This is a genomic window from Faecalicatena sp. Marseille-Q4148 (assembly GCA_018228665.1).
GTDB lineage: Bacteria > Bacillota > Clostridia > Lachnospirales > Lachnospiraceae > UBA9414.
Genome location: CP073692.1, coordinates 262,343 through 276,449 on the forward strand (window position 1 = coordinate 262,343; position 14,107 = coordinate 276,449).

General features: G+C 43.0%; 12 protein-coding genes. 9 read left to right on the forward strand and 3 right to left on the reverse strand.

Annotated elements, in window-relative coordinates:
- Positions 1-15 precede the first annotated feature (15 nt).
- Positions 16-675 carry a DUF4004 family protein gene (locus KFE17_01265; GenBank protein ID QUO32420.1) on the reverse strand — a complete coding sequence of 220 codons (660 nt, stop codon included), beginning with the start codon at positions 673-675 and terminating at the stop codon, positions 16-18.
- A 199-nt stretch (positions 676-874) separates the two neighbouring features.
- On the opposite strand from KFE17_01265, the gene KFE17_01270 reads away from it, so the two are divergent.
- Together KFE17_01270 and KFE17_01275 are read left to right on the forward strand one after the other, a co-directional pair.
- Positions 875-1,741, forward strand: a complete 867-nt coding sequence (locus tag KFE17_01270) for a hypothetical protein (GenBank protein QUO32421.1) — start codon at positions 875-877, stop codon at positions 1,739-1,741.
- Complete coding sequence (locus KFE17_01275) at positions 1,731-2,135, forward strand: hypothetical protein (protein QUO32422.1); 405 nt, start codon at positions 1,731-1,733, stop codon at positions 2,133-2,135. The genes KFE17_01270 and KFE17_01275 overlap by 11 nt, the downstream gene beginning before the upstream one ends.
- Positions 2,136-2,237: 102 nt before the next feature.
- Here KFE17_01275 and KFE17_01280 read toward each other — a convergent pair whose 3' ends face one another.
- Positions 2,238-3,794 (reverse strand): ABC-F family ATP-binding cassette domain-containing protein, encoded by a 1,557-nt coding sequence (locus tag KFE17_01280; GenBank protein ID QUO32423.1) that lies wholly within the window; start codon positions 3,792-3,794, stop codon positions 2,238-2,240.
- Between the two features lie 279 nt (positions 3,795-4,073).
- Between KFE17_01280 and KFE17_01285 the strand changes: the two genes are divergently transcribed.
- The 5 genes from KFE17_01285 to KFE17_01305 are packed head-to-tail and all read left to right on the forward strand — an operon-like array spanning position 4,074 to position 11,376.
- Positions 4,074-4,445 (forward strand): GntR family transcriptional regulator, encoded by a 372-nt coding sequence (locus KFE17_01285; protein ID QUO32424.1) that lies wholly within the window; start codon positions 4,074-4,076, stop codon positions 4,443-4,445.
- The gene (locus tag KFE17_01290) at positions 4,442-5,344 is read left to right on the forward strand and encodes an ABC transporter ATP-binding protein (GenBank protein QUO32425.1); all 903 of its coding nucleotides are present in this window, start codon (positions 4,442-4,444) and stop codon (positions 5,342-5,344) included. Before KFE17_01285 ends, KFE17_01290 begins: the two co-directional genes overlap by 4 nt.
- Positions 5,319-7,328: a hypothetical protein gene (locus KFE17_01295; GenBank protein QUO32426.1), complete on the forward strand. Its 2,010-nt coding sequence runs from the start codon at positions 5,319-5,321 to the stop codon at positions 7,326-7,328. The genes KFE17_01290 and KFE17_01295 overlap by 26 nt, the downstream gene beginning before the upstream one ends.
- Positions 7,325-8,485 carry an exonuclease SbcCD subunit D gene (locus KFE17_01300; protein ID QUO32427.1) on the forward strand — a complete coding sequence of 387 codons (1,161 nt, stop codon included), beginning with the start codon at positions 7,325-7,327 and terminating at the stop codon, positions 8,483-8,485. The genes KFE17_01295 and KFE17_01300 overlap by 4 nt, the downstream gene beginning before the upstream one ends.
- Complete coding sequence (locus KFE17_01305) at positions 8,482-11,376, forward strand: SMC family ATPase (protein QUO32428.1); 2,895 nt, start codon at positions 8,482-8,484, stop codon at positions 11,374-11,376. Before KFE17_01300 ends, KFE17_01305 begins: the two co-directional genes overlap by 4 nt.
- A gap of 93 nt (positions 11,377-11,469) precedes the next feature.
- Here KFE17_01305 and KFE17_01310 read toward each other — a convergent pair whose 3' ends face one another.
- Entirely contained in the window at positions 11,470-12,681 is a 1,212-nt protein-coding gene (locus tag KFE17_01310; protein ID QUO32429.1) for an argininosuccinate synthase, read from the reverse strand.
- Positions 12,682-12,920: 239 nt separating this feature from the next.
- Between KFE17_01310 and KFE17_01315 the strand changes: the two genes are divergently transcribed.
- Positions 12,921-13,352 (forward strand): DMT family transporter, encoded by a 432-nt coding sequence (locus tag KFE17_01315; protein ID QUO32430.1) that lies wholly within the window; start codon positions 12,921-12,923, stop codon positions 13,350-13,352.
- 108 nt (positions 13,353-13,460) lie between these two features.
- On the forward strand, positions 13,461-14,093 hold the full coding sequence (locus KFE17_01320) for a helix-hairpin-helix domain-containing protein (GenBank protein QUO33578.1): 633 nt from the start codon (positions 13,461-13,463) through the stop codon (positions 14,091-14,093).
- The last annotated feature ends 14 nt before the right edge of the window (positions 14,094-14,107 follow it).

Below are 14,107 nucleotides of genomic sequence, written 5' to 3' on the forward strand. Positions count from 1 at the left end.
GTTGTCCTCCTGAATTTATTCTTCAATATCTTCATCGAAAGTAAATGAAAATGTATCTTTGTAAGTTACTTTTATGCTGCTGCTCAGTTCCTGAAGCGATACCCGGTCTGCAATTTCAATGCGGGAATCAAACTGAAACTGACTTGCTGTCCCGGTACATTCCACAAATAGGCTGTAATAATCTTGTCCGATTTTCAGAAGCAGCAGCTCCTGCTCTACATTCTCGATTTGGGATGCATTTTTAGCAGAGTGGGAAATAAGCTTTGTAAGCTGAGCAGTATCTAACAGTTCTTTTTTCTTCCAGTCACTGAAAATAATCATAATCAGCACTTCAATGAAACGAAAAGTATCCTTTTCAAGCTGATCCATGAATTCAGCAGCCACATCAATATCCACTTCCTGAAATTGTTCCAGATCTTCTTCGCTGAATATGCGGTTGGTTACTTCCGGCGCGAGAAGATTAGCCAGTTCTTCCAGAGAATAATGGTCTTTCAGCTTCTGGATTGCCCGAATCCGCTTTAAGATCAATTCTTTTGGAAAAAAAGTTTCCTGTCCGGTAGAGCTTGGGCGCTTTACGAACCAGTTTTCTGGAATCAGGCCTTCGCGTTTCCAGCGATAGAGCTGTCCGTAGGAGATGCCAGTAACTTGCAGCAAATCTTTTTTTGAAATCTCCATCATCATACCCCCTGAAATGTTATGTGATAAAACAATGTTTTATTCATGTGATTATAATAGCATAACATTGTTTTGTTGTAAAGAGCGTTTTGGAAAAATAGTATGTTTGTGATGAAAAATGTATTATACTGTAATTTATTAAATATCATTATGATTTTGTACACGGATGATTTAGCAGCAGGTAATGAGGAGGAAAGCAATGAAAGAAGTTATGTTTGGCTGTGCAGAAGCTGATATTACACCGACATATCCGGTAAGGACACTTGGATTTTCAAGAGAGGATGAATGGTCTCAGGGAGTGGAAAGCCCTCTTCTCGTACAGACAGCAGTGTGGAAATCAAAAGAGGAAATCTGTTGTCTTATTACACTTGACCATATTGGATTTTCGAAAATAAAAGCGCAGGAGCTTCGGGAGAAGGTTTCTGTCAAACTTGGAGTTTTGCCGGAGAAAGTAATGATCTGCTTTTCTCATACGCATTCCGCTCCGGATGAAATGTTGGAGAAACGCTATTTAAGGTTTGTTTTTGCTCAGGTGCTCAATTGTCTTGATCGGACATTAAATCATATGTGCCCGATTCAGGCGGTATGGGGAAATGCAATAGTAGATATTGGAGTCAATCAGAGAAAAGGAGGATTTTCGGTAGACAGGCGGGCAGGCATTTTGCTTGTAACAGACTTGACAGGGAAACCGCTTTTAATACTGCTTCGTTTAACCGCTCATGCCAATGTACTGAAGCAGGATAATTATCTTATTTCTCCGGATTATTTTGGAGCAGTTCGAAAACGGATGAAAGAAGAATATCATTGCCAGATTATGGTTACACAGGGAGCATCAGGAAATATTGCTCCTAAGTATTTTCAGTCCCGGCTGACACCGACAGATGCTGCGGGAGAAGAATTTATCAGAAGTGAGACTGCTCTTAATGATATGGCTGAAGAAATCTACATACAGACAGGGAAGGTGATAGCATACATGACTCCGCATCCGATTCAGCAGCTGGCGATGTATTCCAAACAAGTGCATCTGTATTCGGAAATTCCGGAGTATATGAGGGTTGGAGCTTGAAAAAGAAGGATGCAAAGCAGAAGAACAGAGCTGGCTGAAAGAAATTAAGAAACTTCGGGAGGAGAATGTACGAGAGCAGCTTGATGTGACGGAAGTGCAGTATTTTGTTCTGGGAGAAGGTTGTATTTGTGGCGTAGCAAATGAAGTGATGTGTGAATTTGCATTGAATCTCAGCCAGAATCTTCACTGGGAATATTTTTATTTTGGCGGTTATACAAATGGGTGTGCGGGATATTTCCCTGAGGAGGGGGAATTTGATAAGGGAGGATTCGAGATATACTGGTCTATGCTGATTTATTACGCTTACTATAATCGGGTTTGTCCGCTCAAGAGAGAGTCAGCGAGAATTCTGACAGAATTTGTTATGCAGCATGCCCCGAAGCAGATAGAATGATCCGGCTAAAAACAGGAAGGGAAAAATAAAACGTGTGCCAGACAAGCTGGAATGAAAGCAATCTGGCACACTTTTTTGTTGAATAATTGAATATAGGAATCATTAAAATACTTTTGTCGTCCATTTCGTGCAGTCCCATACTTCTGACACAACATCCCGGTAAAATTCCGGCTCGTGACAGATCAGAAGGATGCTTCCGCGATATTCCTGAAGTGCTTTTTTAAGCGCGTCTTTGGCATCTACATCCAGATGGTTTGTAGGCTCATCGAGAAGCAGGATATTTGTTTCGCGGTTAACGACTTTGCAGAGGCGGACTTTTGCCTGTTCGCCGCCGGAAAGAACGCGGACCTGGCTTTCGATATGCTTTGTGGTGAGACCGCATTTTGCAAGAGCAGAACGGACTTCGTACTGGGTATAGGAAGGAAATTCGCTCCAGATTTCTTCGATACAGGTTGTTTTGTTGTCGCCTTTTACTTCCTGTTCAAAATATCCGATCTGAAGATTTTCTCCAAGCTCCACAGATCCGCGAAGGGGCTCAATGAGTCCAAGAATACTCTTTAGAAGAGTAGTTTTTCCGATTCCGTTTGCTCCAACGAGGGCGATCTTTTGACCACGTTCCATAGAGAGTGTAAGCGGTTTGCTTAATGCTTCATCGTAGCCGATGACAAGATCTTTTGTCTCGAAAATATATTTGCCCGGTGTGCGCCCAATCTTAAAATGAAATTCCGGTTTTGGACGTTCGGCGGCAAGTTCAATGAGATCCATTTTGTCCAGTTTTTTCTGGCGGGACATGGCCATATTTCTGGTAGATACTCTTGCCTTATTGCGGGCAACGAAATCTTTCAGTTCACTGATTTCCTGCTGTTGGCGGCGGTAAGCTGCTTCCAGCTGAGCTTTTTTCACTTCGTAAACTTCAAGAAAATGATCATAATCGCCTACATAGCGATTCAGTTCCTGATTTTCCATGTGATAAATAATATTAATAACGCTATTGAGAAACGGTATGTCGTGAGAAATGAGAATAAATGCATTCTCATATTCCGTCAGATAACGACGCAGCCATTCAATATGTTCTTCGTCCAGATAGTTTGTCGGCTCGTCCAGAAGAAGGATATCCGGTTTTTCCAGAAGAAGTTTTGCCAACAGAATCTTTGTGCGCTGGCCGCCGCTAAGATCGGTAACATCCCGGTCAAGTCCAAGATCAAGGATGCCAAGAGCTCTGGCAACTTCTTCTACTTTTGAGTCGATTACATAAAAATCATGCAGTGTCAGTGTATCCTGAATGGTGCCAAGCTCTTCCATCATAAGTTCCATCTCTTCCGGCGATGCATCGCCAAGCGCATCGCAGATCTGATTCATTTTTTCTTCGAGCGCAAACAGGTAAGAAAATGCGGATTTTAATACTTCTCGGATCGTCATTCCTTTTGTTAGAACAGTATGCTGGTCCAGATAACCTACACGGACATTTTTAGCCCATTCAATCTTTCCTTCATCTGGTTGAAGTTGGTTCGTTACAATTTTGAAAAAGGTAGATTTTCCTTCTCCATTGGCTCCTACCAGACCAATGTGTTCTCCTTTTAAAAGACGGAAGGAAACGTCTTCGAAAATGGCACGGTCGCCAAAACCGTGAGTCAGATGTTCAACATTTAAAATACTCATTTGGAAACTCCTTTTGTATAGATATCTGTATAGAAATATTGGTCCGGACAGTACCGGAAACCGGTAATTTTCAGTGGATATTGTACAGGATTTGGAGCCGCTTTGCAAGTATGATACAAGTGAATGTTAAGATTCAGTGATTCCAATGAAAATTTTGTGAGTGCAGGGGATATTTCTTTACAAAAGAATTGTTTTCAAGTAAAATGAAATGGTGTACTAATAATGATAGTACAGTTGAAGCGATAAAGTGATAAATGAGAAAGGGAAGGAGCATTTTGCATGATCACAATTGATTTTCAAAACCGAAAACCGATTTATGAACAGATTATTGATCGCTTTCAGGTATTGATCATGAAGGGAATACTTGCCCCTGATTCACAGATGCCTTCCGTCCGTTCTCTTGCGGTAGAACTGTCCATCAATCCCAATACAATCCAGAAAGCGTATGCGGCACTGGAACAGCAGGGATTTATTTACTCGGTAAAAGGACGTGGAAATTATGTTGCAGATTGCAGCGGATTGAGAGAACAGAAGAAACAGGAATTATTTTGTAAATTCCGGCAGTATATCTCTTATGGAAGAGAAATTGGAATCTCAAAAGAAGAGTATCAAGAGGTGTTAGAGGAATGCTGGAAGGAGGGGATGAGATGATTAAGGTTAACGATGTGAGTAAGAAATTTCATAAAATTCAAGCGCTTGACAGTGTAACGACAAGCATTCAGGAGGGACATATTTTTGGATTGCTTGGAAGCAATGGAGCTGGCAAAAGTACATTTTTGCGTATTTTAAGCGGTGTCTTGAAACCGGACAGTGGAACCGTCTTCATTGATGAAATGCCGGTATTTGAAAATCCGAAAGCAAAATCGGAGATTTGTTTTCTGGCAGACACGGCTTACTTTCTTCCCAATGCAACTCCGGCGGTTATGCGGGACTATTATGCAGAACTGTATGAGAAGTTTGATAAAGAAGAATTTAATCATCTGGCAGAGAAATTTCATATTGATATGAAACGGCGGATCACAACATTGTCAAAGGGAATGAAGAAGCAGCTTTCCGTATTGCTTGGAACATGTACGAAGACGAAATATCTGTTTTGCGATGAGACATTTGACGGCTTAGACCCGGTGATGCGTCAGGCAGTTAAGAGTCTGTTTGCTTCAGAAGTTATGGAGAGAGATTTTACGCCGGTAATCGCATCCCATAATCTGAGAGAGCTTGAGGATATTTGCGACCATGTGGGACTTCTGCATCAGGGTGGAATTCTGTTTATGAAAGATCTGGAAGAAATGAAGTTTCATATTCACAAGGTGCAGTGTGTGCTGAATAACAGCCTGGATGAGGAAGAGGTACTGAAAGAGCTGGATGTACTTCAGACAGAGAAGAGGGGATCTCTTCTGACGATTGTAGCACGGGGAACAAGTATGGAGATACTGGACTGTATCGAATCGAGAAAGCCGCTCTTTGCGGAAGTCCTGCCGCTTTCTCTTGAGGAGATATTTATTAGCGAGACGGAGGTTGCTGGATATGGAATCACAGATTTCTTATATTAAGATGATGAAACGAGATGCCCGGACAAGAGGATGGGTTCCTCTTTTGACTGCTGTGCTTTTGATGATTGCGCTTCCGGTATCAGTGCTTATTCAGACAGAGAATAAAATTCAGTGGGCATCAGAGATTTTGCCCCCATTTACAGAAACAGACATGGCAATCTGGTTTCGGGAACTGGTCGGCGCCGGTAATGGGATGACAGGAGCTGTGACAGTATTTTGTGCGCTGGTCATCGGAATGACGGGATTTTCTTATTTACATTCTGTGGAAAAAACAGATTTTTACTACGCACTTCCGGTAAAGCGAAGTCGTTTTATGACTGTGCGCTACATTAGCGGGGCGTTGATGTTTATCATTCCATATATCGTTAATTACGGACTCGTCATTCTTGTTGGTGTGCGTCATAAGATTCAGATAGCGAAGGCAGGATTGTGGTATGGACGTACAATGTTAGTGACAATGTTATTCTTTCTACTGTTTTACACGCTAACAGTGCTTGCGATGTTCTTGACCGGGAAACTTTTGGCAGGAGCTGTTCTGGCAGTTGGATTCTTTTCTTATGGAATGTTGGTATCTTTTGTTATTCAGCAGCTCTGTATTAAATATTTCGCTACATTTTTACCGTTGGATGGAATTGGAGCGATTCTCTCACCAGTGAAAGCTTATATGCTGGAAGGGAAAGTGGCAGGCCGTGAAAACGTATTTGATGTTGCCTGGTATCTGGGAATTTTTGCAGTGATTGTTGGAATTTATGTTCTGCTGTTGATCTGTGCCAGATTCCGACCGGCGGAAGCAGCGGAACGAGTGATTGCATTTAGGAAAATGGAAGGAATCATCAAAATTGCAGTTGCGGTGCCGGGAGCGCTGGCTTGTGGTTTGATCGTTTTTATGAACGGTGCAGAGAATAATCAGTGGTTTGTGATCAGTTGTCTGATGGCAGCAGTCATCATCAGCTTTGCAGTCTCATTCAGTTATTATATGGATTCGGCAGAATTTTTTAAGCTTCGGCTGACAACAGTGATTTCAGTGCTGCTTGTGGCAGGCTGTCTTGCTGTCTTTCACTATGATCTGCCGGGATATGACAGTTATCTCCCGAAAGAATCGCAGTTATCAGGAATGGCTGTCAAGTTTGATGGCATACTGAAGTATTATGGAGGCGTAGGAGAGCATTATCGGGATGCAGAACAGCTTCAGTTAGATCATATGGAGACTGCCGTGACACCGGAAATGTATGAAGAGATTCGTCAGATTGTCTCTAAGCAGACAGAAAGAAAAATGACAGATCAATACGATAGTGAGATTTTTCGGATCAGTGTTATGTACCATTTGGAAAATGGGCGAAAGATTTACCGTACTTACTATGAAAAAGAAGAACGCCTGAGAGCATTTGCAAAGAAAATGCTGAATCAGGAAGAATATGTCCAGAAACTCTGTGATCTGGATGACTTTCTGAAGTGCACGATGCAGGATGGAACGGTGCAGGATCTTCGTACGAATGAGATTCAGCTGCAGTTTGATGAAAAAGAGCTTCATGAACTTTTTGCATTATATGCAGAAGAATTGCAAAATGCTAATTTTAGCCAGCTGATCCATGAACATATGGTAGGAGAACTTTCGGTTGCGTATTCCTCTGCTCCGGAAAAGGATGTTTTTACAACCGAGTATTTTACAATCTACGATAGCTTTGACAGTGTGATTGAATATTTAAAGAAAGCGGGATTTGAGCTGAACCAATCTTACCAGCCGGAGGAAATTCTGTCTATAACGGTAGAGACTTACGAAGAGGGAGAAGAAAATGTAAATCGCGAGATCATTACAGATTCTGAACAGATTCATCGGCTTTTCCCATACTTGAATAAGTATGCATTTGGAACTATCTGGTATGACTCAGATGCATTTGTGGAGAACAAGATGCTATCGGTTGTATGGAAAGACGGTAATACAAGTAATTATGAACTAAGGGCAGGAGGAGAGGATTTGCTATGAGATTTTTTCATTTATCCGATCTGCACATAGGAAAGCAGCTTCATTTTTATAACCTAAAAGAAGATCAGGAAGTGATTTTGGCAGAGGTTGTCTCATATGCGAGACAGCTTCGGCCGGATGCAATTGTCATTGCCGGAGATATTTATGATAAAACAGTCCCGTCCGCAGAGGCGGTGACTGTTTTTGACCATTTTTTGACGGAACTTTCGAAACTATCCATTCCCGTGCTTGCAATTAGCGGCAACCATGATTCTGCCAGACGACTGGAATTTGCGGGGGAGATTTTGCGAAACAATCAGATTTATCTTGTTGGAACGCCTCCGCAGTCAGAAGAGGAATGGATTGTAAAAGTTCCATTTCGGGATTGCTATGGGGAAGTCTGTTTTTATCTTCTGCCATTTCTGAAACCGGGATATGTAAAAGGAGTTTTTCAAGGGGAAATACCGGAGAGTTATGATGCGGCGGTCAGAAAGCTTCTGGAGCGGGAAACGCTTTCTAATGAGGCCAGGAATGTGCTTGTAGCACATCAGTTTTTTACAGGGAGTTCGGAAGAACAGCCGGAAACTTGTGACTCAGAGACATTTTCCATCGGAGGAATTGACAATGTCTGTGCAGATGCAGTGAAAGCCTTTGATTATGCAGCGCTTGGTCATCTACATGGGGCGCAGCGGGTAGGAGAAGAGAAAATACGGTATTGCGGCACGCTGCTGAAATATTCTGTCAGTGAGGAAAAGCAGAAGAAAGGGCTTTTGATGGTAGAACTGAAAGAAAAAGGAAGCTTGCCGGAGCTGACAGTACTTCCGCTTCATCCGCTTAGAGATGTGCGCCGGTTAAAAGGAACATTGGTAAAACTTCTGGAAGAAGCACAGGGAAAGGTGCAGGAAGACTACGTCAGTGTGACATTGACAGATGAGACAGAACCATATCGGCCGAAAGAGCGGCTGAGTGTTTATTATCCGCATCTGCTGGAAATCCGAATAGAGAACAGCAGGACGAAGCGGACGCTGGAATCCTTTGAAGAAGAATTGAAAATGGCAGGACCGTTTGAAATTTTCCAGGGATTTTATGAAGAGCTGCACGGAAGAACATTGAATGAGAAACAAAAACAGATTATGGAAGAGATTTTTGAACAGGCGAAAGGAGACGAAAGGTCATGAAACCGCTGAAATTGATTCTGTCGGCGTTCGGCTCTTATGCAGGGCGGGAAGAAATTGATTTTACGAAAGTATCTCATGGAATTTTTCTGATCACAGGGGATACCGGCGCAGGAAAAACGACTGTGTTTGATGCGATTACCTATGCGCTCTATGGGGAAACAAGCGGACGGAAGCGTCAGGGATCTATGATGAGGAGTCTGTATGCGGAAGATACGGCGGAGACTTTTGTAGAATATCATTTTCTCTATCAGGGGCAGAAATATCAGATTCGAAGGAATCCGGAGTATTGGCGGGCGAGTAAGCGAAGAGCTGCAGACGGAAGTCAGAAACTCGTAAAAGAGGCAGCGAGCGCTGAGTTGATGCTTCCGGATGGACAGATATTTCCCGGCAAAAAGCGGGAGACAGATGAGAAGATTCAGGAACTCATTAGCCTGGATGTCAATCAGTTTACGCAGATTGCCATGATTGCGCAGGGAGATTTTCTTCGTCTGCTGTACGCAGAGTCCAAAGAGCGCAAGGCGATTTTCTCTAAAATATTTCGTACGAATCTTTATCATCAGGTACAGGAAGAATTAAAACGGAAAACGAAGCAGCTTGGGGATTCACTGATGGAAGTGGAACATGCATGTATCCGGGAAGTGGAACGGATTGACAGTGAGGATGCGGACTGGGTACAGTTGTGCCGGCAAAAAATCTATGATCCGGGAATGGTTAGACCGCTGTTAAAGAAAATTGTGAAAGAGGGAAGAGAAGCAGAGCAAATGCTTGCAAAGGAGCGGGCAAAATTAGAGTCTGATCTAATGGAAAAGAGCGGAGTGTTAAAACAGGCAGAAGCAGATAATATGCTGTGCCGGAAATTATCAGAAGCGTTAGAGGCGTACAAAAAGCTGCAGCAGCGGCAGGATGAATGTGAATCTCGGAAAAAAGCGTGGAATCGGGGACAGATTCTGGAAAAGATTCAGGGAAAGGCTGAAATAAAACAAAGCTGTGACCGGGAAGTATTCCGGATGAAAGCACATTTGAAAACGATGGAAGAAGAAATCGTTATCCTTCAGAATGAGCTGCAGGAACAGAGGCAAACGGCGAAGATGTGGAGTGAGCGTCTGGAAAAGGAACAGCCGGAGCTTCTGAAAAGAATCAGCGAACTGGAGCATACAGAAAAAGAATTCCAGTATTTGCAAAAGGAAATAAGGCAAAATGGCAGCAGAAGCGTCCTGAGCGATCTTGAGCTGCAGCAGGAAATTCCGGATTATTATCATCTGCTCAGAAAAGCAGAGGAAGAGGCAAAACATTGCCAGGAAGTGAGAGAGGATCTGGAAGCTTTTGCCGCGGAATTGAAAACATTGAAAAAACTTCAAGAACAGGAAGCAGAGGCACAGAAGGTTTTGGAAGAGAAGAGCTGGTGCTACCGGAGAATTTCAAGCGTATATGATTCCGTTTTTACTGATTTTATAGCAGAACAGGCAGGTATTCTTGCAAGTAAGCTTAAGGAAGGAGAGCCGTGTCCGGTCTGTGGCTCCAAAGAACATCCTTCCAAATGCAGGCTGTCTGCACAGGCTCCGACACAATTAGAGGTAGAACAGGCGAAAAAGCAGAGAGAAGCTGCCGAGCATGAAGTATCTGATGCAACAGATCGGTATCTGCAGGTCAAATCCCGGACAGAAGGAAAGAAGCAGGAGGCTCTGGAGCGGGGAAATAAACTGATGGATGGTCAGTTCTCACTGGAGAATCATGCATATCAAACAGAATTGAATGCCGGGTGGAAGCAGGCAAAAGAACGGGAGCAGGAACAAAAGCAGCAGATGCGTTTCTTATTCGATGAATTGCAGGAGAAGAAAGAAGTATTTCAGAATCAGCTTCAAGGGCTTCAGAAAGAGGAAGCGCGCTGGAAAGAAGCGATGCAGAAAACAGAGAAGACGCTTCGGGAGAGGGAAGGCGCTTTTGGACAGGGGAAAAAAGCGCTTGAGCGATATGAACATCTGGCAGGAGAGGCGAGAGCGGAGTATGAACAGCTTCTGGAAACGTATCAGATAACAGAAGCCATATATGAAGAAGAGGCGCCGCATCTGATTCCTAAGATTCGGGAAAATGAAGCATGGGTGCGTCGGTTTGAAAAAGAGCAGGCAGAGAGAAAAGGAATGTTAACTTCGCTTCAGGAGCAGGCTTCCGGAAAACAAATCACAGATACAGAAGCAATGCAAGCAGAACTTCGACAGCTTCAGGAACAGAGAAAAATACAGGAACGCATTTACCAAAAGAAGTGCAGTCAAAATCATCAGAATGAGCAGGCGTTTGAGCAGTTGGAACGATACTGGAAAGAAATCGGCAGCCGGAAAGAAGAATATGAACTATTGCAGGATTTGAATAAAACGGCGAATGGTACCCTGAGTGGAAGTGTCAAACTGGACTTTGAAACGTATGTGCAGCGTCAGTATTTTAAACAGGTCATCTATGCTGCCAATAAGCGTCTTGTGAGGATGAATTTTGAACAGTTTTATCTGGAGTGCCGGGAAATTTCCAATCTGGGCAATCAAGGGCAGTCAGGGCTTGATCTGGATGTAAAGAGCTTCCTGAATGATTCGGTTCGGGATGTCAAGACGCTTTCCGGCGGAGAATCTTTTTTGGCAGCGTTAGCTATGGCGCTTGGTCTGGCAGATATCATTCAGAATACTGCCGGAGCAATACGGCTGGATACCATGTTTATTGATGAGGGATTTGGTTCTCTCGATGATGAATCCCGCAATCAGGCAATTCAGATATTAAATGAGCTGGCAGGAGATGAGAGGCTTGTAGGAATTATTTCTCATGTCAATGAATTGAAGGAGCAGATTGATCGCAAACTTTTTATAGAAAAAGGAGAAAATGGAAGCAGGGCGCACTGGGAACTGTAGAAATCTTGATAGATTCTAAAAGAATCCCCCATTTGAAATGGAGTATGGAATCCATATCAGATGGGGGTTCTATATTTTGTAAGATGAAAGAAACTACTGATTCAGCTGCATCATAGCTCTGACTTTCAATGGAAGTCCAAAAAGGTTAATAAAGCCTTCTGCATCATGGTGATCATAGAGCTCTCCGGTTGTAAAGCTTGCAAGAGATTCGCTGTACAGTGAGTATGGAGAAGTTGTTCCGGCTTTGATGATATTGCCTTTGTATAATTTGAATTTTACTTCTCCTGTTACATATTCCTGAGTTGTCGTGACGAAAGCCTGAATTGCTTCGCGAAGTGGTGTAAACCATTTTCCTTCATAAACAACCTGTGCCAGTTTATTGCCCATTTCTTTTTTTACTTCGTAAGTTGCACGGTCTAATACAAGTTCTTCCAATTGCTGATGTGCCTCCATAAGAATGGTTCCGCCAGGAGTCTCGTAAACACCGCGGGATTTCATGCCAACAACACGGTTTTCCACAATGTCTACAATACCGATGCCGTGTTTTCCGCCAAGTTCGTTTAATTTGCGTATAATATCAGATACTTTCATTTCTACGCCGTTGATGCTTTTTGGAACACCTTTTTCAAATGTCATTGTCACATATTCCGGTTCATCAGGTGCTTTCTCCGGAGTGACGCCGAGAACGAGCAAGTGATCATAGTTTGGTTCTGCGGCAGGATCTTCCAGTTCCAGTCCTTCATGGCTGATATGCCATAAGTTACGGTCACGGCTATAGCTTTGTGTCGCATCAAATGGAAGATCGATGCCATGTTCCTGGCAATAAGCGATTTCTTCTTCACGGGACTGCATTGTCCATAGATCGGTCATACGCCATGGGGCGATAATCTTTAGTTCCGGTGCAAGGGCTTTGATGCCAAGTTCAAAACGGATCTGGTCATTCCCTTTTCCGGTAGCACCGTGGCAAATAGCAGTAGCTCCTTCTTTTTTAGCAATTTCTACAAGCTTGGCAGCGATGCCCGGACGTGCCATAGAAGTTCCGAGTAAGTATTTATTTTCATAAACAGCGCCAGCCTGCACACACGGTACAATATAATTGTCACAAAAATCATCGGTAATATCTTCAATATATAATTTAGATGCGCCGGAGAGCTTTGCGCGTTCTTCCAGTCCATCCAGTTCTTCGCCCTGTCCGCAGTCAATGCAGCAGCAAATAACTTCATAGTCAAAATTTTCCTTTAACCATGGAATGATGGCGGTTGTATCTAATCCGCCGGAATATGCCAGTACAACTTTTTCTTTCATAATCTATATCCTCCTACAAAATGTAATCTTTTTAAAAGATGAATATAATATACAACTTAATTCATAAATATGCAATATATTTTTGAAAAAAATAATAAAAACTTATAAATAATCAAAAATACACAATAATTATGAATAAAAATTAGTTCGAAAGGATTTGCGGATAATATTAAGGGAAGCAAATGCGATAAACAGGAGAAAGATTGGTTATACTTTAAAAAAAGGAGGATGAGCAGTATATGGCAGGATGGATTATCGCATTGATTTCAGGAGCGTTGATGAGTGTACAGGGAGTATTTAATACAGAAGTGACAAAAACGGCAGGGATGTGGGTAAGTAATGGATGGGTACAGTTTAGCGCATTTCTTACTTGTGTGGCAGTATGGCTCTTTACCGGAAGAGACAGTATTGCAGCGCTTACAAAGGTACAGCCTCGTTTTATGTTGGTTGGAGGTGTAATCGGAGCCGGAATTACCTGGACGGTTATTGCAAGTATGAAACAGCTTGGTCCGGCAAGGGCCGTGCTTCTAATAGTTGTGTCGCAGATTTTGGCAGCGCATCTCATAGAGCTTTTTGGGCTGTTTGGAGTAGAGCAGGCACAATTTGAATGGCGTAAGGCAATAGGAATGGCGCTGGCAATTGCAGGGGTTATGATTTTCCAATGGAAATAGTGAAGTTGCCGTTGAGCTTTTGTAATAGAGTTGTTATAATAAAATGTACAGCATCTAAGGGGCATCTGGACGTTCGGGAGAATGAAAGGAAAAAAGATGCAGAAACAAATGATAAGAATCAGCAGTTTGATAGTTCTGGCGCTTTGTCTGCTGGCAGGCACTGGGTGCGGCAGTGAGAAAGAAGGAATGGAGCCGTTTTTGATTGAGGAGGAAGCTCAGGAGCAGGAGAGAGTCTCTTCTGAAGAAGAGGAAAATAAAGATACACAAATACATGCGGAAGAAGCAAAAGCTCCGCTGACCGTGTTTGTTCATGTGTGCGGGGCTGTGAATCATCCGGGAGTCTATGAACTTTCGGAAGGAAGCCGTATCTTTGATGCGGTGGAAGCTGCCGGAGGAATGACAGCGTCTGCAGCAGTTGCGTATCTGAATCAGGCGGCTCTTGTAACAGATGGGCAGCAGCTGTATGTGCCGACAAAAGAGGAAGCGGATACAGGGAACGCGATGTCGCCTGCTGCACAGAGTGAGGGATCCGGACAGGCAGAAGATGGAAAAGTGGATTTGAACCACGCTTCGAAAGATGAGCTTATGACACTTCCCGGAATCGGAGATGCAAAAGCAGAAAGCATTATCCGTTACCGCGAGGAACAGGGAGGTTTTCAGTCTATCGAAGAACTGATGAAGATTGAGGGGATTAAAGAAGGTGTATTCCAAAAGATAAAGGACGATATTACAGTCACATAATAAGATAAAGGAGA